21 protein-coding genes and 1 tRNA gene are annotated in these 20,774 nt (G+C 64.9%); 10 read left to right on the top strand and 12 right to left on the bottom strand.

Features of this window, described 5'->3' with window-relative positions:
• Positions 1 to 5: 5 nt before the first annotated feature.
• The 6 genes from ybgF to A9J21_RS02890 all read left to right on the top strand — a co-directional run bounded on the left by ybgF (position 6) and on the right by A9J21_RS02890 (position 6,223).
• On the top strand, positions 6 to 761 hold the full coding sequence (gene ybgF, locus A9J21_RS02915) for a tol-pal system protein YbgF (RefSeq protein WP_066731694.1): 756 nt from the start codon (positions 6 to 8) through the stop codon (positions 759 to 761).
• Positions 762 to 969: 208 nt separating this feature from the next.
• Positions 970 to 1,653 carry a 7-cyano-7-deazaguanine synthase QueC gene (queC, locus tag A9J21_RS02910; RefSeq protein ID WP_066731863.1) on the top strand — a complete coding sequence of 228 codons (684 nt, stop codon included), beginning with the start codon at positions 970 to 972 and terminating at the stop codon, positions 1,651 to 1,653.
• 107 nt (positions 1,654 to 1,760) lie between these two features.
• Positions 1,761 to 2,876 (top strand): YeeE/YedE family protein, encoded by a 1,116-nt coding sequence (locus A9J21_RS02905; protein WP_066731691.1) that lies wholly within the window; start codon positions 1,761 to 1,763, stop codon positions 2,874 to 2,876.
• Between the two features lie 70 nt (positions 2,877 to 2,946).
• A tRNA-Lys gene (locus A9J21_RS02900) sits at positions 2,947 to 3,022 on the top strand.
• 181 nt (positions 3,023 to 3,203) lie between these two features.
• Complete coding sequence (locus A9J21_RS02895) at positions 3,204 to 4,082, top strand: hypothetical protein (protein ID WP_156545640.1); 879 nt, start codon at positions 3,204 to 3,206, stop codon at positions 4,080 to 4,082.
• 128 nt (positions 4,083 to 4,210) lie between these two features.
• On the top strand, positions 4,211 to 6,223 hold the full coding sequence (locus tag A9J21_RS02890; protein WP_066731861.1) for a diguanylate cyclase domain-containing protein: 2,013 nt from the start codon (positions 4,211 to 4,213) through the stop codon (positions 6,221 to 6,223).
• 10 nt (positions 6,224 to 6,233) lie between these two features.
• Here the strand turns inward: A9J21_RS02890 and A9J21_RS02885 are convergent, their stop codons facing one another.
• The 3 genes from A9J21_RS02885 to A9J21_RS02875 form a co-directional block, all read right to left on the bottom strand.
• Positions 6,234 to 6,755: a DUF3318 domain-containing protein gene (locus tag A9J21_RS02885; protein WP_066731687.1), complete on the bottom strand. Its 522-nt coding sequence runs from the start codon at positions 6,753 to 6,755 to the stop codon at positions 6,234 to 6,236.
• On the bottom strand, positions 6,752 to 7,129 hold the full coding sequence (locus A9J21_RS02880; protein WP_066731684.1) for a phage holin family protein: 378 nt from the start codon (positions 7,127 to 7,129) through the stop codon (positions 6,752 to 6,754). The genes A9J21_RS02885 and A9J21_RS02880 overlap by 4 nt, the downstream gene beginning before the upstream one ends.
• A gap of 166 nt (positions 7,130 to 7,295) precedes the next feature.
• The gene (locus tag A9J21_RS02875; protein ID WP_307188098.1) at positions 7,296 to 7,643 is read right to left on the bottom strand and encodes a YqjD family protein; all 348 of its coding nucleotides are present in this window, start codon (positions 7,641 to 7,643) and stop codon (positions 7,296 to 7,298) included.
• Positions 7,644 to 7,914: 271 nt separating this feature from the next.
• Here A9J21_RS02875 and A9J21_RS02870 point away from each other — a divergent pair, with 271 nt between their 5' ends.
• The gene (locus tag A9J21_RS02870) at positions 7,915 to 8,553 is read left to right on the top strand and encodes a peroxiredoxin (protein ID WP_066731681.1); all 639 of its coding nucleotides are present in this window, start codon (positions 7,915 to 7,917) and stop codon (positions 8,551 to 8,553) included.
• Between the two features lie 144 nt (positions 8,554 to 8,697).
• On the opposite strand, the gene A9J21_RS02865 is transcribed toward A9J21_RS02870, so the two are convergent.
• Positions 8,698 to 9,891, bottom strand: a complete 1,194-nt coding sequence (locus A9J21_RS02865) for an acyl-CoA dehydrogenase (protein WP_066731679.1) — start codon at positions 9,889 to 9,891, stop codon at positions 8,698 to 8,700.
• Between the two features lie 199 nt (positions 9,892 to 10,090).
• Between A9J21_RS02865 and A9J21_RS02860 the strand changes: the two genes are divergently transcribed.
• A complete protein-coding gene (locus A9J21_RS02860) occupies positions 10,091 to 10,900 on the top strand; it encodes an IclR family transcriptional regulator (RefSeq protein WP_066731677.1) in 810 nt (269 codons plus the stop codon).
• A gap of 54 nt (positions 10,901 to 10,954) precedes the next feature.
• Here the strand turns inward: A9J21_RS02860 and kynA are convergent, their stop codons facing one another.
• The 3 genes from kynA to kynB are packed head-to-tail and all read right to left on the bottom strand — an operon-like array spanning position 10,955 to position 13,783.
• Positions 10,955 to 11,836, bottom strand: a complete 882-nt coding sequence (gene kynA / locus A9J21_RS02855) for a tryptophan 2,3-dioxygenase (RefSeq protein WP_066731672.1) — start codon at positions 11,834 to 11,836, stop codon at positions 10,955 to 10,957.
• Positions 11,837 to 11,848: 12 nt separating this feature from the next.
• Positions 11,849 to 13,105, bottom strand: coding sequence for a kynureninase (gene kynU, locus A9J21_RS02850; protein ID WP_066731670.1), 1,257 nt, complete (start codon positions 13,103 to 13,105; stop codon positions 11,849 to 11,851).
• 30 nt (positions 13,106 to 13,135) lie between these two features.
• On the bottom strand, positions 13,136 to 13,783 hold the full coding sequence (kynB, locus tag A9J21_RS02845; protein WP_066731669.1) for an arylformamidase: 648 nt from the start codon (positions 13,781 to 13,783) through the stop codon (positions 13,136 to 13,138).
• A gap of 156 nt (positions 13,784 to 13,939) precedes the next feature.
• On the opposite strand from kynB, the gene A9J21_RS02840 reads away from it, so the two are divergent.
• On the top strand, positions 13,940 to 14,425 hold the full coding sequence (locus A9J21_RS02840; RefSeq protein WP_066731668.1) for an Lrp/AsnC family transcriptional regulator: 486 nt from the start codon (positions 13,940 to 13,942) through the stop codon (positions 14,423 to 14,425).
• A gap of 1 nt (position 14,426) precedes the next feature.
• Here A9J21_RS02840 and A9J21_RS02835 read toward each other — a convergent pair whose 3' ends face one another.
• Positions 14,427 to 15,017: a flavin reductase family protein gene (locus A9J21_RS02835; protein WP_066731666.1), complete on the bottom strand. Its 591-nt coding sequence runs from the start codon at positions 15,015 to 15,017 to the stop codon at positions 14,427 to 14,429.
• A gap of 359 nt (positions 15,018 to 15,376) precedes the next feature.
• On the opposite strand from A9J21_RS02835, the gene msrA reads away from it, so the two are divergent.
• On the top strand, positions 15,377 to 15,919 hold the full coding sequence (gene msrA / locus A9J21_RS02830; RefSeq protein ID WP_066731664.1) for a peptide-methionine (S)-S-oxide reductase MsrA: 543 nt from the start codon (positions 15,377 to 15,379) through the stop codon (positions 15,917 to 15,919).
• On the opposite strand, the gene A9J21_RS02825 is transcribed toward msrA, so the two are convergent.
• The 4 genes from A9J21_RS02825 to A9J21_RS02810 form a co-directional block, all read right to left on the bottom strand.
• Entirely contained in the window at positions 15,916 to 17,004 is a 1,089-nt protein-coding gene (locus A9J21_RS02825) for a DUF72 domain-containing protein (RefSeq protein WP_066731662.1), read from the bottom strand. The two genes, msrA and A9J21_RS02825, sit on opposite strands and share 4 nt — an antisense overlap.
• A gap of 3 nt (positions 17,005 to 17,007) precedes the next feature.
• Positions 17,008 to 18,249 (bottom strand): cyclopropane-fatty-acyl-phospholipid synthase family protein, encoded by a 1,242-nt coding sequence (locus tag A9J21_RS02820; protein ID WP_066731660.1) that lies wholly within the window; start codon positions 18,247 to 18,249, stop codon positions 17,008 to 17,010.
• A 261-nt stretch (positions 18,250 to 18,510) separates the two neighbouring features.
• Positions 18,511 to 19,149: a pyridoxamine 5'-phosphate oxidase gene (gene pdxH, locus A9J21_RS02815; RefSeq protein ID WP_066731859.1), complete on the bottom strand. Its 639-nt coding sequence runs from the start codon at positions 19,147 to 19,149 to the stop codon at positions 18,511 to 18,513.
• A 144-nt stretch (positions 19,150 to 19,293) separates the two neighbouring features.
• A complete protein-coding gene (locus A9J21_RS02810) occupies positions 19,294 to 20,493 on the bottom strand; it encodes an MFS transporter (RefSeq protein ID WP_066731657.1) in 1,200 nt (399 codons plus the stop codon).
• Between the last annotated feature and the right edge of the window lie 281 nt (positions 20,494 to 20,774).

The following is a 20,774-nucleotide window of genomic DNA, read 5'->3' as shown; positions in this document are numbered from 1 at the left end:
CCTTCATGAAAGCTCGCGTTTCCACCCTGCTGTGGCTGGCCGCCTTCTCCGGTGGCCTGCTCGCAGCCAGTTCCGCGCACGCCGGCGTCTTTGACGACGACGAGGCGCGCAAGGCGGTGCTGCAACTGCGGGACCAGTTCAACGGTTTCCAGGCAACGGCATCGCAGCGTATTGACCAGAACAGCCGCCAGCAGCTCGACATGCAGAACCAGCTGGAAGGTCTGCGTCAGGAAGTCGCCCGGCTGCGCGGTCAGAACGAGGTGTTGCAAAACACGGTGGACACGCTGCAGAAACAGCAGAAGGATTATTACGCGGACCTGGATGCGCGCCTGAAGAAATTCGAGCCGCAACAGGTGACCGTCGATGGCAAGGAAGGGCTTGCACAGCCGACCGAAAAGCCCGAGTACGACGCCGCGCTGAAGCAGTTCCAGTCGGGCGATTTCAAGGGCGCGGGCAACGCCTTCTCGGCGTTTGCGAAGAAGTACCCGCAAAGCCCGTATCTGCCGCTGGCGCAGTTCTGGCTCGGCAACTCGCTCTACGCGCAGCGTGACTACAAGGGTTCGACTTTCGTGCTGCAGAACATGGTGCAACAGTTCCCGGCGCATGCGAAGGTACCGGACGCCATGATCGCCATTGCCAACAACCAGATGGAATCGGGCCAGAAGGCAGCGGCCAAGAAGACGCTGGAGACGGTGGTGTCGAAGTATCCGGGCACCGAAGGCGCCCAGGCCGCCAGCAACCGGCTGAAGACGCTGAAGTGACCGGCTGAGTTACGAAAGCCAGGAGAGAGCCCGCAGATTGCGGGTTTTTTCTTTTTCGGGGCGGCACAACGGCGGCATCGTGGCTGTCGGGCCGGTCATTGGCACCATCACTTCCGGCTGATCCTCCCAGGGGCGCCGGCGCGCTAAAATACGCGATTCGCCCCTCGCGGCGTGTCCGACAGCGCGCTTGTTCCGCGCGCACCCCATCATGACCAAACGTGCAATCGTCCTGCTTTCCGGCGGCCTGGACTCCGCCACCGTGCTCGCCATGGCCAATGCGGCCGGCTTCGAAACCTATGCGTTGTCAATGCGATACGGCCAGCGCCATTCGTCCGAACTCGATGCCGCGAAGAAGGTGGCCGCCGCGCTCGGCGCCAAACGCCACGAGATCATCGATCTGGACCTGCGCCGCTTTGGCGGCTCGGCCCTGACCGACGATTCGCTCGATGTGCCCGTCGACGGTGCCACCGGCGGCATTCCGGTAACCTACGTGCCGGCGCGCAATACGATCATGCTGTCGCTGGCGCTCGGCTGGGCCGAAGCCATCGGCGGCCGCGACCTGTTTTTCGGTGCCAATGCAGTGGACTACTCCGGCTACCCCGATTGCCGTCCCGAGTACGTCTCGGCGTATGAAACGCTGGCAAACCTGGCAACCAAGGCCGGTGTCGAGGGCGACCGCTTCCGCGTGCATGCCCCGATCATCGACATGACCAAGGCCGAGATCATCCGCGCCGGCGTGAAGCTGGGCGTGGACTACGGCCTGACAGTATCGTGCTACAAGGCTGACGACGATGGCCGCGCCTGCGGGGTTTGCGATTCGTGCCGCATTCGCAAGACCGGCTTCGAACAGGCCGGCGTTGCCGATCCCACGCGTTACCAGCCGGCTGCCTGAGCGCCTGAACAAGCGCCTCAACAAGGCTGGTCATGACGAGAGGCGCCGCGAACGAGCGCCTCCGTTCACAGAAAATCAGAAATCTACGAGCCACCCCCGGTCCCGACATGCCCGATATCGACATCCCCGCGCTTACGCACACCGTCCTGCTGAGCACCTTCGTCCTGACCTTCCTGTTTGGCGCTGTGCTGCAGCGCACGCACTTCTGCACGATGGGCGCCATCTCCGACATCGTTAACATCGGCGACTGGAGCCGCATGCGCATGTGGGTGATGGCGATTGGCGTGGCGATGATCGGCACTGGCGTGCTGGCGTGGGCGGGGCTGATCGATCCGACCAAGACCATCTATACGTCGGCCAGGCTCGGCTGGCTGTCGGCGGCAGTGGGCGGGCTGATGTTCGGCTTCGGCATGGTGCTGGCGTCGGGCTGCGGCAGCAAGACGCTGGTGCGCATCGGCGCGGGCAACCTGAAGTCGCTGGTGGTGTTCGTGTTTCTCGGCTTGTCGGCGTACATGACGCTGCGCGGCCTGTTCGGCGTGGTGCGCGTGAATACGGTGGATACGGTGGCCTTGGCGCTGCCGGCGACGCAGGATCTGCCGTCGCTGGTGGCGCAGGCCACCGGCATGGCGCGCGGCATGCTGCAACTGGTGCTGGGCGTGGCGATTGGCGCGGCGCTGGTGCTCTGGGCGCTGGTCGGCAATGGTTTCCGCACCTTCGACAACCTGCTGGGCGGCCTGGCCGTCGGGCTGATCATCGTGGGCATGTGGTACGTATCGGGCCATCTTGGCTTTGTGTCGGAAGACCCGAATACGCTGGAAGAACTGTTCGTCGGCACCAACAGCGGCCGCATGGAAAGCCTGAGCTTCGTTGCGCCGTACGCATACACGCTGGACTGGCTGATGATGTTCAGCGACAAGAGCAAGGTGCTGACAATCGGCATCGTCAGCGTGTTCGGCGTGATCGCGGGCGCGGCGGCCTATGCGCTGTTGTCGCGCACGTTCCGCTGGGAAGGCTTCGGCAATGCCGAGGACGTGGCCAACCATATGGCCGGCGGCATCCTGATGGGCGCCGGCGGCGTGACCGCGCTGGGCTGCACGATCGGACAGGGGCTGTCGGGCGTGTCGACGCTGGCCGTCGGTTCGTTCATCGTATTCGCCACCATCATCGCCGGTGCGATGCTGGCGTTCAGGTACCAGATGTGGCGTCTGGAGCGTATGGTCTGAGTGGGGCATGGCGTGCCCGAAGCTTGACACCCCATAGGGTGCTCCCTATAATCGCGGATTCAGTTTTTCCGGGTCGTTAGCTCAGTCGGTAGAGCAGCGGACTTTTAATCCGTTGGTCGCGTGTTCGAGTCACGCACGACCCACCAGTATTCCCAGAAGGGCCTGTGGCGAAAGTCACAGGCCCTTTTGTTTTGTCTGCGCGTTTTATGCGTTGCCGCTTGCCCGGTTTCCGGTCCATGCGCAAGCGCACGTAACAGATCAGGCAACGTGCGGCGCCGCTGCATAGAATGAATTTCCCGGTTCCCGAAAGGCCGATGCGCAGACACCATGCAGCGGATTGCAGGCCACCTGGCATTCTTCGTTCTCCTGGCATTGTGGGTTGCCGATGTGACATGGGCGTCCGATATCTCGTGTCCGCACACCTATCGGCCCCGTTGTGACGTTTCCGCCCCCGCCGGTACGGCTTGCGCCGATCCTATGGGGCAACACGCGCACGGTTCGCAGTTGATCTGCGAATACGCGATGCTGCACGAAACCTACGAGGGCATCTACGCGGACCAGCAGCGCAGGCGGTATGCCGGCACGCTGCGCAAGAGCGATCTGGACGCGTGGCGCAAGCGGCGCGATGCGTGTACGACGGTGCGATGCCTCGATCTGCTGTTCGCTGACTGGCGCCGGGCGCCGCAGGGAACCGTCACGCGCGAGGCGACGATGCAGAAGCCGCAGCCGATGGCCGACAACCGGGCGGCCAGGCGTACGCTGCCGGCTGCCCCGACTGCCTCACGCGCCATGCAGGTCGGGGATGCCGGGATGTCGGCGGTCAGCGCGCCGGACGATCAGAATCCTCCCGCGCCCGTCTTCGAGTCCGTGCCCGTGTCGTTGCGTGATTCGCTGCAGCCTCTGCCACCGGTATCGCCACGCGCGCCGGGCAGGGTGAACAATGTCCCCGCGCCGTTCGCGTGGCTGGGGTGGCTGTCGTGGATCGTGGTCGTGATGGCGGCCGGCGGCGCATTCTATTGGCTGGTCGTGCGCAAGCAGGCCACGCGCTATCTGGACGCGGCCTTCACGTCGGCTTCCGCCGGATTATCCTGGCTCAAGACGCTGCCCACACTGGCCTTCATCCTCACCGGACTCGCGCTTCTGAACGGCGTATTGCTCGTCGTTCTGCTAGGCGGTTGGCCGATGCATATTCCCGGCGTCAATTAACCAGTCTGAGTTAGAGACACCCATTAACGCGTCATTGACAATGCAACCAGACATGGTTGGCCGCCCAGGCCGGCCATGGTGCATTCATCGACATGGCCGGGCCCATGGCCTGGCGCGGGAAGTCTCATATGCAGCAAGCTGGTGGCGGCGGTAGCCTGCCGGCCAATGAGCACGTACTGCGTGTCGTCTGGCCGTTTGTCCCGGTGGTTCTGGCGCTGGCAATGGTCTGCATCGCCAGTGTCGATGTGCTGTCTGCGGCACGCAGTTTCGTTGCCGGCGAGAGTCACTGGACCAAGGGCCAGAAAGCAGCGGTCCTGCATCTGCTGCGCTATGCCGACAGCCGCGATGAAGCTGACTACAACGCCTATCTGGCCAGCATCGCCGTGCCGCAAGGCGACCATCAGGCGCGCCTCGAACTCGAAAAGCCCGACTACGATCACGCCCGCGCGGTGCAGGGGCTGCTGACCGGCGGCAATCACCCCGACGATGTGCCCGGCATGATCCGGCTGTTCCGCTATTTCCGTCATGTGCCGGAGATCGACGAGGCCATCTCGATCTGGGCCGCAGCCGATGTGGAGATCGCACGGCTCGACGTCATGGCGAGGCGCCTGCGCGAGCGGGTGGGCGAGCACGGCTGCGACGCGGCCTGCGTCACGCCGCTGCAGCGCGATATCGCCGATGTCGATGCATTGCTGACGCCGATGGAACAGGCTTTTTCCGCCGCGCTGGGCAAGGCTTCGCGGCGCGTGCGCGCGCTGCTGATGTGGGGATCGGCTGGGCTGGCGCTGGCCCTGCTGGGCTGCGCCGCGTGGATGTCCACCCGGGTCATCGGCCGGCAGCGTCAGCTTCGGCACGCCCTGACGGTCAGCGAGGAGCGTCTGCAACTGGCCGTGGCCGGCAGCACCGATGGCCTGTGGGACTGGCATCCCCATCGTGGCGAGCTGTATTTCTCGCCCCGCTGTGCCGAGATGCTGGGCTATGGCCCCCAAGAATTACCGCAGGCGCGCGAAACGCTGCTGGCACTGATGCATCCCGCCGACGTGGCCGAGTTCGACCGGCGCCTGGTGGTGCATGTGCGCCAGGGCGTGCCGTACGACGTGGAACTACGCCTGCGCCGCAAGAGTGGCGGCTATCTCTGGGTCAGGGCCAGGGGGCGCATGGTGCGCAGCGCCATTGGCAAGGCTACGCGTATGGCGGGGTCGCTAAGCGATATTTCCGACCGCAAGCGGTCCGAGGCGCAACTGTTCGCCGAAAAGGAGCGCGCGCAGGTCACGCTGCAGGCCATCGGCGACGCGGTGATCACCACCGATGTCTGGGGCCGCATCCAGTCACTGAACCCGGTGGCCGAGACCATGACCGGCTGGACCGATGCCGAGGCCGCCGGTTGTTTCCTCCAACAGGTCTGCCGGCTGCACGACGAAGCTGCGCGCGAGCCGGTGACCGACCTGGTACCGCGCGCACTGGCCGGTACCTGGCCTGGCCAGATGGTGATGCTGCTCGAGCACCGCGAGCCCGCCACGCAAGGTGCGACGCTGGCGGTCAAGCCGTCGGTGGCGCTGATTCGTGACAAGGGCGGGCAGGCCATCGGCATCGTCGTCGTCCTGCACGATGTCAGCCTGGAGCGGGCTCACGCCGCGCAGCTGGCCTACGAGGCCAGCCACGATCCGCTGACCGGCCTGGTCAACCGGCTGGAGTTCGAGCGGCGGCTGGGGGCGGCCGTGGCGCGTGCGCAGCACGAAGGCTGCACGCACACGCTGATGTATTTGGATCTCGACCAGTTCAAGGCTGTCAACGACACCTGCGGGCACGCGGCAGGCGACGAACTGATCTGCCAGATCGCCGATATCATGCGCCATCAGCTACGGCGCAGCGACACGCTGGCCCGGCTGGGGGGCGATGAATTTGCGGTATTGCTGGAATATTGCGCCGCCACCGACGGCGAGCGCGTGGCCGAAGGGCTGCGCAGCGCCATCGCGGCCTATCGGTACCGCTGCCACGAACATGAATTCTCGATCGGGGTCAGCATCGGCCTGGTGCGGGTGGACGAACACACGGCCAAGCGCGAGGATGCGCTCGATGCGGCCGACCTGGCCTGTTATCGGGCCAAGCGAGAAGGCCGCAATCGCGTGCGGGTCGGCTGACCGGGGTCGGTCAGGGTTGGGACGCCGGGGGCGACGGCACGAGGGGGTCTCGGAACCCGGTGTCGACGGGCACCGGCACCGCCACCGCCCGGGCGGCCGAAGCCGCGTGCGGATGCGCCTGCGGCTGCGCGCCGTGCCAGGTCTTGTAGGCCCAGTACCCGGCGCCGGCCAGCATGCCCACCTTCGACACCTTCCAGGCCACGCGGCCGATGGAAGTCTTGCGCAGCAGCGGCAGGGCCAGGGTGATGGCCGTGCTCAGCATCGGATAGTCGCGCGTGATGCCCAGCAGCTTGAGCCAGCCAGACGGGCGGGTCATGCGTGGCAGCCAGGCGCCCAGGTTGGTCATGCGGCGGGCGCCGCCCTTGACCTGACGCAGCGCCTGCACGGCGTCGTAGCGTTCCAGCGCGGCGCGCGTGATCAGCAATTCCTTGCGCACGGCCAGCGGCAGGCGAACTTCGCGCGTAAAGCGAACCGGACGAGGATGCTCGTGGCGCGGGCGGCTATCGATCGAATCGTCTTCGGGCGTGGTCATTGGCGCAGCATCTCCCGGTCTTTGTCGAGCTCCGCCAGCGTGGATTCAAACAGCGGCGGGGCGTTGCGGACCTTGTTGCGGGCCACCAGCAGGCAGGCTGCGGCGCAGATCACGTAGAACAGCACGATCGCGCCCAGGGCTTGCCAGCGATAGGTTTCCCAGAACAGGATGGCGACCAGCAGCGTGAAAGTCATCAGCGCCATGCTGAAGAACACCAGCCCGAACAGGGCCAGCAGCGCAACCTTCATCAGCCGCTCGCGTTCCTCGGCCAGTTCCACGCTGGCCAGTTCGAGGCGCGTCTGCAGCATCGACACCACGGAACCGGCGAGGTTGCGAAGGGATTCGAGGAACTTGGGGGAATGGGATTCGCTCATGCGGCTCCGGCGAAAAAACGATGCGCCGGCATGGGCGGCATCTGCGAGGGATGGACCGGCAGCGGCGTGATGGGGCCGCGCCAGTCCGTCTTCGGCACTGCATGCACCCGGCGCAGATGCGCAGCCGGGGCTGGTAATGCGAATTGCTACGGTACGGCGGTAAGGCTTACTTGCGGTTCAGCAGCAGACCGATCAGCAGGCCCACGCCGGCTGCCACGCCCACGGCGCGCCACGGATGGTCGTGCACATAGTCGTCGGTGGCACGGGCGGCCGCCTTGCTCTTGGTCACGACGGCATCCTGCAGATCCTGCGCCTTTTCCTTGGCCTGTTTCAGCAGGCCCATGCCACGCTCGCGCAGTTCGGCGGCTTTTTCGCCGGTGGTCGAGGCCGCTTGCTTAAGCAGTTCTTCGGCGTCGGACAGAACGGTCTTGACATCGCTCATCAGTTTCTCCTGTTGCGGGCGGTTAGGTTCAAGTGGGTGACATTTTGCCTTGCCCGCTCGGGCTTGTGGCATTTCTTGTCGTCCACTTAGCATATGTGGCGGCTGCCCATCGTTTCAAGCTCGCCGACACATTTGCCGTATCGCTGTCACCAACGTGCCATCGGCCCCGGGCAGGGCGCCACAAGGGAACCATGGTCCGATCACCCCGGTCTTTATGACTTCGAGTGATTTTGTAGTGACTTTATATTCGTTTGGGTTGGATGGCAATCCAACTAAGCTGGTTCACCGGTTTTTACCTTTCCTTACTTTCGTTTATTTTCCGTTTCTTTGGAGGCTTGCACTCATGGCACTGCGTCTTGGCGATATCGCACCGGACTTCGAGCAAGAATCGAGCGAGGGTCGCATCCGCTTTCATGACTGGCTCGGCGAAGGGTGGGGCGTCCTGTTCTCGCACCCGGCTGACTACACCCCGGTCTGCACCACGGAACTGGGCCTGACCGCCAGGCTCAAGGACGAGTTTGGCCGGCGCAACGTGAAGGCCATCGCCCTGTCGGTGGACAGCGTGGAGTCGCACAAGGGCTGGATCCAGGATATCAACGATACCCAGTCGACCTCGGTCAATTTTCCGATCCTGGCGGACAGCGACCGCAAGGTGTCGGAGCTTTACGACATGATCCATCCGAATGCGAATGAGACGCTGACCGTGCGTTCGCTGTTCGTGATCGACCCGAAGAAGAAGGTCCGGCTGATCATTACCTATCCTGCAAGCACGGGTAGAAATTTCAACGAAATCCTGCGCGTTATCGATTCGCTGCAACTGACCGATCATCACAGCGTGGCCACGCCGGGGAACTGGCAGGACGGCGATGACGTGGTCATCGTGCCGTCGCTGAAGGACGAAGAGGTGATCCGCCAGAAATTCCCGAAGGGCTACAAGGCGGTGCGTCCGTACCTGCGTCTGACGCCGCAACCGAACAAGTAAGAAAAAGCCGGGCGCGGGGGTTGGCCCCCGGCCCGGCTCGATACTGCTTTACCGATGTCGTAAAACGACGGGGTCGTGCCCGTCGTCTCCTTGGTAGTGTGCTTCAGCCCGGCTTTCCAGCCGGGCTTTTTTACGTGCGGACGATCAGAAGAATGCCTGCAGGCCGGTCTGGGCGCGGCCCAGGATCAGCGCGTGGATGTCGTGCGTGCCTTCGTAGGTGTTCACCACTTCCAGGTTCACCACGTGGCGGATCACGCCGAATTCGTCCGAAATGCCGTTGCCGCCCAGCATGTCGCGTGCCACGCGGGCGATGTCCAGCGACTTGCCGCACGAATTGCGCTTCATGATCGAGGTGATTTCCACCGCGGCGGTGCCTTCGTCCTTCATGCGGCCCAGGCGCAGGCAGCCTTGCAGGCCCAGCGTGATCTCGGTCTGCATGTCGGCCAGCTTCTTTTGCACCAGCTGCGTCTGCGCCAGCGGGCGGCCGAACTGCTTGCGGTCCAGCGTGTACTGGCGGGCGGTGTGCCAGCAGAACTCGGCGGCGCCCAGGGCGCCCCAGGCGATGCCGTAGCGGGCCGAATTCAGGCAGGTGAACGGACCCTTGAGGCCCTTCACGCCCGGCATGATGTTCTCTTCGGGGACAAAGACCTGGTCCAGCACGATTTCACCGGTGATCGACGTGCGCAGGCCCACCTTGCCGTGGATGGCCGGGGCGGTCAGACCCTTCCAGCCCTTTTCCAGAATGAAGCCACGGATATCTTCCTTGCCGTCTTCGCCGGCCAGCTTGGCCCAGACCACGAAGACATCGGCGATCGGCGAGTTCGTGATCCACATCTTGGCGCCGCTCAGCTCGTAGCCGCCGTCCACCTTTTTGGCGCGGGTGACCATCGAACCCGGGTCCGAGCCGTGGTTCGGCTCGGTCAGGCCGAAGCAGCCGATCCATTCGCCGGTAGCCAGCTTGGGCAGGTACTTCTGCTTCTGGGCTTCGCTGCCGAATTCGTAGATGGGCACCATGACCAGCGACGACTGCACGCTCATCATCGAGCGATAGCCCGAATCCACCCGTTCCACTTCGCGCGCGATCAGGCCGTAGCTGACGTAGTTCAGGCCCGGGCCGCCGTATTGTTCCGGGATGGTCGGACCCAGCAGGCCCAGTTCTCCCATCTCGCGGAAGATCTCCACGTCGGTCTTCTCGTTGCGGAACGACTGCAGCACGCGCGGCATGAGCTTGTCCTGGCAATAGGCCGCGGAGGCGTCACGGATCATGCGCTCGTCGTCGGTCAGTTGCTGGTCCAGCAGCAGCGGGTCGGCCCAGTGGAATTCGGCGTTTGCAGCCATGGAGGTCTCCTTCTTTGGTGGCGCGGTGAAGGCAGTGCCGCCTTCATTCGATCCGGTCGATCAAAAAGATGTGGTTCCGCATTGCGGAACCTTGTTCCGATGAGCTAGTATAGCTGAACCGATTCGCGCTGCAACAGGGGAAATCCGCGCCCTGGCGATTTGCGTTCGGCAATCGACCAACTTCCACAGGAGCTGTCTCTTGGCTACATCCACTGCCACCGCCGCCGAGCCGGTCCAGAAGGAGCGCGAGAGCGACCCCAATTTTGTGACTGCGCTGGCGCGCGGGCTGGAGCTGCTGCGGTGTTTCCGTACCGGCGAGGCGATGCTGGGCAACCAGGACTTCGTGCGCCGCACGGGGTTCCCAAAGGCCACAGTCAGCCGTCTGGCCGGCACCCTGGTGCAGCTGGGATACCTGCGCTACGACGACAGCCTGGGCAAGTACGCGCTCGATGCCGGCGTGCTGGCGCTCGGGTTTTCCTACCTTTCGGCGTCCGATGTGGTGACGCTGGCGCGCCCGCACATGCTGGCCTTCGCGCAGTCGTATGGCGTGTCGGTGTCGCTGGGCAAGCGCGAGCGCATGGAAGTCATCTATATGGAGTCGATCCGGAACGATGCCGGCGTGATGCTGGGCCTGGGCGTGGGATCTCGTCTGTCGCTGGTGTCCAGCTCGATGGGGCGGGCCTACCTGGCTGCGCTGGCGCCGGCACGCCGCGACAAGGTGCTGGCCGAGTTCGCGCAGGCGTATCCGGAGCAGTGGAAGCAGCAGGAAGTACCGATGCGCGCCGCGCTGGCGCAGGCCGAGCGCGATGGCTATGCCGCGTCGTTCCGCGACTGGCATCCGGCCATCCACGCCTGCGCGGTGGCATTCAAGCCGGTGGGGGAAAAGGATCTGCACATGCTGAGCTGCAGTGCATCGTATGGCGCCGTCAGCGAGGAGACGTTCCACGAGAAGCTGGCGCCCGCGCTGCAGACGCTGGGCGCAAGGCTATCGGATCCGGCCGGGCGGTAGCGGCCGGGCAGGCCTCTCCCGCGAGAACGGGAGAGGGCGGAAGCCATCGGCGGATTACAGGTCCGTCCGCAGCTTCCACAATTCCGGGAACAGCACCACGTCGAGCATCCGGCGCAGGTAGCTGACGCCTTCGGTGCCGCCGGTGCCGCGCTTGAAGCCGATGACGCGCTCCACCGTGGTCACGTGGCGGAAACGCCATTGGCGGAAGGCATCCTCGAGGTCGACGAACTTCTCGCCCAGCTCGTACAGTTCCCAATGCGCCGCAGGGTTGCGGTACACCTCCAGCCAGGCCGCCTCCACCGACGCGTTGTACTGGGTTGGCTGGGTCCAGTCGCGTTCCACCACTTCGGCGTCGATCTCGAACCCGCGCCGCGCCATCAGCCGGATGGCCTCGTCGTACATCGACGGTGTATGCAGCGCCGTTTCCACCAGTTCCAGATGTTCGGCCCGGTGCGCGTGCGGCCGTAGCATGGCCGCGTTCTTGTTGCCGAGGATGAACTCGATTTCGCGATACTGGTACGACTGGAATCCCGACGAAGCGCCCAGGTAAGGGCGCATGGCCGAATATTCGGGCGGCGTCATGGTGGCGAGCACGTTCCACGCCTGCACCAGCTGATCCATGATGCGCGACACGCGCGCCAGCATCTTGAACGCCGGACGCAGTTGGTCGTTCTTCACGCCGTCGCGCGCGGCGCGCAGTTCGTGCAGCATCAGCTTCATCCACAGCTCGGTGGTCTGGTGCTGGACGATGAAGAGCATCTCGTTGTGGTCCGGCGACCGTGGATGCTGTGCGCTCAGGATCTGGTCCAGGCCCAGATAGTCGCCATAGCTCATGTCGCGGGCAAAATCCATCTGCGCGCCATGCCAGCCATCCTCGCCGGTGGCGTCGGCCGGCTGGCTGCCGTGCCCCATCGGGCATCCCTTGAATTCAGTCATGATGCGCTCCGCTCAGGTCACCGCCGTCCGCACCGCAAAGCGGGCGTCGCGATAGGCGCCGCTGTCCAGCACGTCGCGCATGATTTCCACGGCATCCCAGACTTCGGTAAAGGTCGTGTAGAGCGGCGTGAAGCCGAAGCGGGCAATGCCGGGCTCGCGATAGTCGCCAATCACGCCGCGCTCGATCAGCGCGGCCACCAGCGCATAGCCGTCGGGGTGCGCAAAGCTCACCTGGCTGCCGCGCCGGGCGTGCGCGCGCGGCGTGACCAGCGTCAGCGGATGCCTGGCGCATCGTGATTCGACGAGTTCGATAAACATGTCGGTCAGCTTGAGCGACTTCGCACGCAACGCGCTCATGCTGGTCTGCGCGAAGATATCCAGGCCGCATTCGACCATGGCGAGCGACGTGACCGGCTGCGTGCCGCACAAAAAACGGCCGATGCCCTTGGCGGGCGCGTACTGCGGCGACATCGCGAACGGCGCGCCATGGCCCCACCAGCCCGACAGCGGTTGCCAGAACTGGTCGCGCAGCGCGGGTGCCACCCAGACGAAGGCGGGCGAGCCCGGGCCGCCGTTCAGGTACTTGTACGTGCAGCCGATGGCGTAGTCTGCCCTGGCCGCTGTCAGGTCCACCGGCACCGCGCCGGCCGAGTGCGCCAGATCCCAGACGGTCAGCACGCCGCGCGCGTGGGCGAGTTCGGTCAGGCCGGCCATGTCGAGCATCTCGCCGGTCTTGTAGTTGACATGCGTCAGCATCAGCACGGCGGTATCGGCGCCCACGGCGGCGTCGATCTCATCGGGGCTGTTCACCAGGCGGACTTCGTAGCCTTGCTGCAGCAGGTCGGCCAGGCCCTGGGCGATATAGAGATCGGTCGGGAAATTGCTGGCCTCGGACACGATCACGCGGCGCGACGGATCGCGCTGCTGTTGCACGCGCAGCGCGGCGGCCAGCACCTTGAACAGGTTGATCGACGTGGTGTCGGTGACCACCACTTCGTCGTGGCCCGCGCCAATCAGCGGCGCCAGGCGGTTGCCCAGCCGGCCCGGGAGGTCGAACCAGCCCGCGGTATTCCAGCTGCGGATCAGGCCTTCGCCCCATTCGCTGCTGACCACCTCGGCGGCGCGCGCCGCGGCGGCGCGCGGGCGGGCGCCCAGCGAATTGCCATCGAGATAGATCACGCCGGCGGGCAGGGCAAATTGTTCGCGCAGCGCGCGGAGCGGGTCGTCCCGGTCCAGCGCCTGGCAGCGTTCGCGAGTCAGGTTGGTCATGCTTTCAGTGTTCAGGGTGTTCGGAAGGGTTCAGAGTGCACGCAGCACCGCACGGACCGGGCTCGCGTCGAGCGTGGCCAGGCGCAGCGGCAGCGCGATGAGTTCGTAGTCGCCGGCCGGCACGTCGTCGAGCACGATGCCTTCGAGAATCGCCAGCCGGTGATCGCGCACCGCGTGGTGGGCGTCCATCGTCTTCGAGGTCTCGGGGTCCAGCGACGGCGTGTCGATGCCAATCAGCTTCACCCCATGGCGGGCCAGCAATGCAATGGTTTCCGGGGCGACAGCGCAGAACGCCGAGTCCCACGCGCCCAGCGGCACGCTTTCATAGGTGCGCAGCAGCACGCGCTGCGGCACGCCAGCCAGCGCTGCCTCGACGTGATGCGGCTCTACGCGCGGCGCGGCGCCGATGCAGTGGATCACGCGGCAGGGGCCCAGATAGGCGTCCAGCGGCACGTCGCCAATCGGCGCGCCATCGGCCGCGTAATGCAGCGGCGCGTCGGCATGGGCGCCCGTGTGCGGCGACATCGTGATGCGGCCAACATTGACCGGGCAGTGTTCGTCCAGTTGCCAGGCGGGTTCGTGCCGGAACGGGGTGTCACCGGGCCAGACCGGCGTGGCGTTCGATACCGGCGGGCTGATATCCCAGATCCGGCGGGAGGCAGTGGGGGCGTTTGGCATGTTGACTAGGGTCTCCGTAGCGCGTTTCTGAAGACGCGGTGCGTGTGGGGATCATAGTCAAAAGCGCCGAGAAGAGGCTTGCGAAATGGCCCGTCAACTGGACCATCTTTCGCATAAAATTGTGCAAGATAAATAGAAAACCGTGGTTTCTGCGAAATGACCCTCGATCCGATTGATTTACGCATACTCACCGCCCTGCAGGAGAACGGCCGCATCAGTAATCAGGACCTGGCCGACCGGGTGGCGTTATCGCCATCCGCGTGCTTGCGGCGGGTGCGGCTGCTGGAAGAAAACGGCGTGATAGGCGGCTACAAGGCGTGGTTCGACGCCGAGCAGCTGGGGCTGGAGATCGAGGCCATCGTGCAGGTATCGATGCGGCACGACGTGGAGGGCTGGCACGACACGTTCAATGCCGTGGTGCAGACCTGGCCCGAGGTGCTGACCGCCTATGTGATCACCGGCGACAGCAACTACATCCTGCGGGTGCAGGCGCGCAACCTGAAGCATTACTCCGATTTCATCGTGAATCGGCTATATCGCACGCCCGGGGTGATGGATATCCGCTCGAATATCGTGCTGCAGCGGATCAAGACGGACGGATCGCCCCTGGCGATCCTGAAGGACAAGGACGCGAAGCCGTGACCTAGCGGTCGCGCGGCTCGATCTGATCGAGCGGATTCAGCGGGCATAGTGTGGAGAACTGCGCGCCCTGGAACACCAGCGGCTCGCCGCCGGCGTCGAGGATGCCACAGCGTTCCACTTCGCCAACGAAGATCACGTGGTCGCCTTCGTCATAGCGGCTGCGGTTGTGGCACTCGAACCAGGCCAGGGCATTGCCAAGGATTGGCAGGCCAGTCTCGGACAACCGGTAATCCACGCCGGCAAAGCGGTCGCCCTTGAGCGTGGCAAAGCGCTGGCACAGGTCCAGTTGTGATGCGGCCAGCACGTTGATGATGTAGTGCGAGCCATCGCGGAACATCGGCAGGCTGTTGGCGCGCGTGGCCATGCTCCACAGCACCAGCGGCGGATCGAGCGATACCGAATTGAACGAGCTGGCGGTAATGCCGACGAACGGCGCGCCGTTGGCGTGCTGGTGGCCGGCGGCACGCGTGGTGATCACCGTTACACCTGTGGCGAACTGCGACAGCGCGCGCTTGAAATGACGGCTGTCAAAATCGGGGGCGGCGGCCTTGCGCTCCTGGGTGGCTGGGGCGGCGGCCTCGGGCATGCCCATCTCTCGGGCTCCACACAAATCCATGATCTTCATATCGGGATGGCCGGCGCGCATTCAACACACCAAACCTAATCCTGGGGGGCGGCGATTTCGGTGGCCTGGCGCACACTCGACGCAGGGCTGCCGGACGCGCGCTGCCGGCGCCTGCAGGCGCCAATACAGGTGCGATTGTAGCGGACTCCGGACATTTCACCCGAAGTGACCCCTACGCGATATCAATGGGTCTTTACGCCCTCCTGATTGCACTTGTTTCATTTTTAACGGCAGTTCGTTGCGCCATTGCTTATGCTGGAAAATCGATGCCCGTTAGAGCCGACGCGGTATCGGATACCCCTGAACGCGGTAAAGGGAGCGAGCAGATGGATCACGAACTTGAGATTGCCACGCTCGGTGGCGGGAGTTTCTGGTGCCTGGAGGCGGTGTTCCAGCAGGTGGATGGCGTACGTGCCGTGGAGTCGGGCTATACCGGTGGCTATATCCACAATCCCACCTATCGCCAGGTGTGCGAGGGCGACACGGGCCACGCCGAGGTGGTGCGCCTGACCTTCGACCCGGCCACGATCACATTCCGGGAAATCCTGGAGATCTTCTTCTCGATCCATGACCCGACGCAACTCAATCGGCAGGGCAACGATGTGGGCCCGCAGTATCGCTCGATGATCTTCACGCATTCGGAGGCCCAGCGCGCTGTAGCGGAGTATGTGATTGGCGAACTGGTGGCGAACAAGGTGTACGACGCGCCGATCGTCACGCAGCTCGAACCGGAGCAGCCGTACTGGCGCGCCGAGATGAGCCACCAGAACTACTATCAGGAGCATCCGGCGCAGGGCTACTGCGCATTTGTGATCACCCCCAAGCTGGCGCAGTTCCGGCGCGACTTCGCGCACCGTATGCGGCGCTAGGCAGAAAGGGCCAGGCCTGCCGCGCCTTGCAGCCGCTCGGCAATCGCCGCGGCCAGCCGGGCGATGCTCAGCGGCGCGCAGCCTTCGGCATTGTTGCTGACGATGACGTAGGTCGATTGGCCGCTGCGCAGCGTGTTCGCCACCACATCGGCGATGGCATCGCGCGTCGCGTCGTCGGGGTCCACGAGCTTGTCGAACGGCATGTAGGCTTTCTCGGCCATCGCATAGGAGCGGCCCTCGCGCAGCATCCAGCGCAGCACCAGCGGGCCGGGCGCGCCGTCGTCCATCAGCGCCTGCGCATGGGCCTGGCGCGTCACCGGCGGCAGGCGGTCGCGCGCGGCCAGGCAGAAGCGCACGCCGCGCTCGCGCAGCAGGCGGATGTAGCGTGGCGTCAGCAGCGCAGGATCACGCATTTCCACGGCATAGCAGGCGTGCGGCGTCAGGCTGGGGTCCAGCCGCGGCAGGGCGGCCAGGAAGGCATCGAGCCGCGCGAAGAAGGCCGGGCCGTCGTCAGCCACGCTTTGCAGCGGTGACAGCTGGAACAGCAGCGGGCCGCAACGCTGGCCCAGGCCGCCAGTGGCCGGCACGATGAAATCGCGGATCGCGATCTCGGCGTTCAGGAATGCGGCGTTTGGCAAGCGTCCGGCGCCATCGGGGCCGCGCAGCCAGGCATCGCATACGCTGGCCGGCGCCTTGACCAGGAAGCGGAAACCTTCGGGCACCTGCGCCGCGTAGCCCAGGTAGTCGGCCAGCGGAATCGGGCCATAGAAACCGCGGTCGATACCCGCCGCGCGCAGCAGCGGATGCTGGCCGCAGGCGAGCAGGCCCTTGCGGGACAGCAGGCTTTCCGTGTACTCGCCGTCGTAGACCATGCCGTGCCAGCCCGGATACGACCACGACGAGGTACCGAAATACAGGTTGGGGGGCAGCCGGCCGGCGAGCGCGGTCAGCGCGGCATCGGGCGTCCAGGGCTGGACGACCTTGCCAACGGGCTTCTTCTTTTCGGGATTTCCGGCCGCGGCGGGCCGGGGCGGGGCGTCCGGCGATGCCGGGGCATCGCCGAACAGGTCGAGGTTGTCAGTCAAACGTCAGGCGGCATTTCCAATCGGAGACGCGTAAATATAGCGCCGCGAGATCGGGAATGTGTCGGCGGGACGATTTGCCTTCTGGCACACCACCTGGTGCAACGACATGATGCTGTTGGTGAACGCGTGCTCGCAGCCGGCCATGTAGACGCGCCAGATGCGGTATTTCTTCTCGCCTACCATCGCACGGATCGCCTCGGCATTCGTCTCGAAATTGTCGCCCCAGTGCCGCAGCGTCTGGGCATAGTGCCGGCGCAGCAACTCCACGTCGAAGGCCTCCAGCCCGCCCTTGGCCATGGTATTCAGCACCATGCTGATGTGCGGCAGTTCGCCCTGCGGGAACACATAGCGGTCCATGAAGCCCGAGCCGTCCATCGGCACGGCGCCGCTGTCGGGGTCGGTGGCCGTGATGCCGTGGTTCATCGCCACGCCATCGTCCTTGAGCAGGTCGCGGATGCGGCCGAAGTAGCCGATCAGGTTGTCCTTGCCCACGTGCTCGAACATGCCGACGCTGGTGATGCGGTCGAACTGGCCCTGGATGTCGCGATAGTCCTGCAGCCGGATCTCGATGCGGTCCTGCAGCCCGGCGGCCTTCACACGTTCGGTGGCCAGGTCGAACTGGTTCTGCGACAGCGTGATGCCCACGCACCGCGCGTCGTACTTCTGCGCGGCGCGGATCACCAGCGCACCCCAGCCGCAGCCGATGTCGAGCAGGGTCTGGCCCGGCTGCACGCGGATCTTGGTCAGGATGTGGTCGATCTTCTTGAGCTGCGCCGTAGCCAGGTCTTCGGTGCCGTCCTCGAAATACGCGCACGAATACACCATGCGCGGATCGAGCCAGAGCTGGTAGAACGCGTTGGAAACGTCGTAGTGATACTGGATCGATGCCTTGTCTTCCGAACGGCTGTGCGTGAAGTGCTGCGCCACCTTTGCCAGGGCGCCCCCCGCACTGCGTGCCGCGGCGGCCGACAGGCCGTAGGCCATCTTGATGATGTCGGCCAGGCGGCCGTCGAGATCGATCTTTTCCTGGACGTATGCCTCGCCGAGGTTGTCCAGGCTTGGCGCGAGCAGCAGCGGAAGGGCCGAGGCCTCGCGCACGGTCAGCGTGACCTCGGGTTTGTCGAAATTGCCTAGCTGGTACTCGCTGCCATTCCACAGCCTAAGCCTGACAGGCAGGTTGGCGTGCTCGCGCACGTCGGAGATCCAGCTATCGAGCTGCTTGTCGATTGCTTGCTTGAAGAACATGCGGCTTTCTCCCGATTGGTTGATTATCCCTCTCGAATGAAATGCCCCACGGTCGGCTGCGCAGACTGCGTGGCGGGACGCAGCACTGGCCTTGGGGGCGCACCGATGCATGGCCGGTGCGACATCCCAATAACTTTACGCCAATTCGCCGAATTGTGCAGTGTGGGGCGCCGCAGTCAGTGCCTGTCAGAACAAGCAGATATTGACGATGCAGCGTTGGTCGCCCCGCACTGCGCCGTTCGCTTCACGTAGCGCGCAGGCTCAGGGCGACAGGCGGACGATCTGCCAGCTGCCGTCGGTCTGCTGCCGGAAGGCGATGCGGTCGTGCAGGCGCGAAGGGCGGCCTTGCCAGAACTCGATCCACGTGGGCCGCAGGCGGTAGCCGCCCCAGTGCGGCGGACGCGGCGGGTTGTCGCCGAACTTGCTGCGGAAGTCGGCTTCGCGTGCCTCCAGCACGTCGCGGCCGGCCACCTCGCGGCTTTGTTCGGAGGCCCACGCGCCCAGGCGCGAGCCCAGCGGACGCGATGCGTAATAGGCATCGCTCTCGGCATCGTCCACCTTCTCGACAATGCCTTCCACCCGCACCTGGCGTTCGAGCTGCACCCAGTGGAACAGCAGCGCCGCGCGCGGGTTGGCTTCCAGGTCCAGGCCCTTGCGGCTTTCGTAGTTGGTGAAGAACGTGAAGCCGTTGGCATCCATGCCCTTGAGCAGCACGATGCGCGCTGACGGCTGACCATCGGCACCTACCGTGGCAAGCGTCATGGCGTTGGGTTCGGGCAGCTTGGCCTGCATGGCCTCGTCGAACCAGTTCTGGAACTGGCGGATCGGGTCGCCTGCCACGTCGGTTTCGGAAAGGGCGCTCAGCATGTAGTTGCGGCGCAGATCAGCGAGTTGGGTCATATCGCATATCGAAGAGTCGGGCCGCACGGGGACCATGCGGACCAGGATGCTTCGAGTATAGCGAATGCGCCACACACCGCATTTGCGCCATGGCAAAGCGGCATCGTAGTTTTACTAGTCTGCGCGATTCCAGTCCGCCAGTGGCTAGTCGGACAGTTTCGGCGCGGCGATCTTTTGCGTCTGGCGCCGCGAATAGTAGTTCGCCATGCCCATCGCGCCAGCCATCGACAGGAAGATCGGCAGCATGCCCAGCGCCGTGCCCACCACGCCGAACGTAAGCGGCCACACCACCTGGCTCGTATTGAGCACGGCGGAGCGCAGGCCCAGTGCCTCGCCGGCGCGGCCCGAGGGCGAGGCCGTGTGCAGGATGTTCATGACGTTGGGCTGGGCGCTGCCCAGCGCCAGGCCCAGCACGAACGCCAGGCTGCACATGAGCCAGAAATGCGACACGAACGGATAGACCACGTACGCCATTGCGCCCACCAGCAGCGCCAGGCGGATGATCTTCCATTCCGAGAAATGGCGCGACACCATCGGCATGGCAATCCGGATCGCCAGCGTGGCGATCGAGAACGCCCCGAGCACCCAGCCGATCATCGACGGCGACAGGCCAATTCGCGTGCCCTGGATCGGGATCAGGAACGCATGCAGGTCCCACGCGGCGGAGAGCACGGCGCTGGCGACGAACACGGCCCGCAGTTCGGGATGCAGGAGCAGGTCCAGCGTGGAATGGCGCGACCCGTCCTCGATGGCGATGCGGCCCGCATTGCCGCCAGTGGCAGGCAGGCGCGGCCGTACATACTGCAGGCCGGCCTGGCCCAGCAGCGCCACGCCAACCAGGATGCAGAACGCGGTGCGAAAGCCCGCGTGCTCGATCGTATAGCCCATCGCCACTGGCCCGAGCGTGCCCGAGATGGACAGCCCCAGCGCATGCCACGTGTAGTTGCGCAGGCGGGTTTCGTTGGTCGACACCTGGCCGATCAGCAGTTGCATGGCTACCTGCACCAGCATGAAGCCCACGCCGATCAGCGCGCATGCCGCGTACAGCGACGCAATGTCGTGCCAGACCGCCGGCAGCAGCGTGCCGCCCACCACCATCAGCGACCCGGCCGTCATCGGCAGGCGAGGGCCAATCTCGTCGATGCGCTTGCCGGCGCGAATCGCCAGGAACATCGGCAGCAGCGCATAGAGCGACATCAGGATGCCCAGCGTGACCGTGGACGCCTTGAGCGAAATGGCAAATAGGGAAACGACGACACGACTGGCGTTGAACGCCACGTGGTTGCACACCGTCAGCGCGATCAGCCAGCTGATCGGGGGAACGGCGGCATGAGGCAACGTCATGGCAGGGGGTGCGCGGGGGCGACGAAGGTGGTTCGCGCCGCCGGCAAGGGTCTCCGATCCGGACAATAAGACGCGCGAAAAAGAAAATCAGTGCGGCCGGAGCCGCACCTTACAAAGCACCGCTGGCCAGGCTGGAACCCGGCAAGCGGCGGCGTTGCGTGTCGTTGCTCATTAATTGCTTGCTTAATCAACGACCAGCCGATTATGCGACTGTCAGTGGGATATGCACAACAACGGTGTAGAAGGGCGTGCCAAATCCGCAACACATTCGGTACAAGTGT

Origin of the sequence: Cupriavidus sp. D384 (assembly GCF_001652915.1) — a bacterium.
Taxonomy (GTDB): domain Bacteria; phylum Pseudomonadota; class Gammaproteobacteria; order Burkholderiales; family Burkholderiaceae; genus Cupriavidus.
Note: the sequence above shows the minus strand (reverse complement) of the source record. Positions and strands in the feature narration are given on the sequence as shown.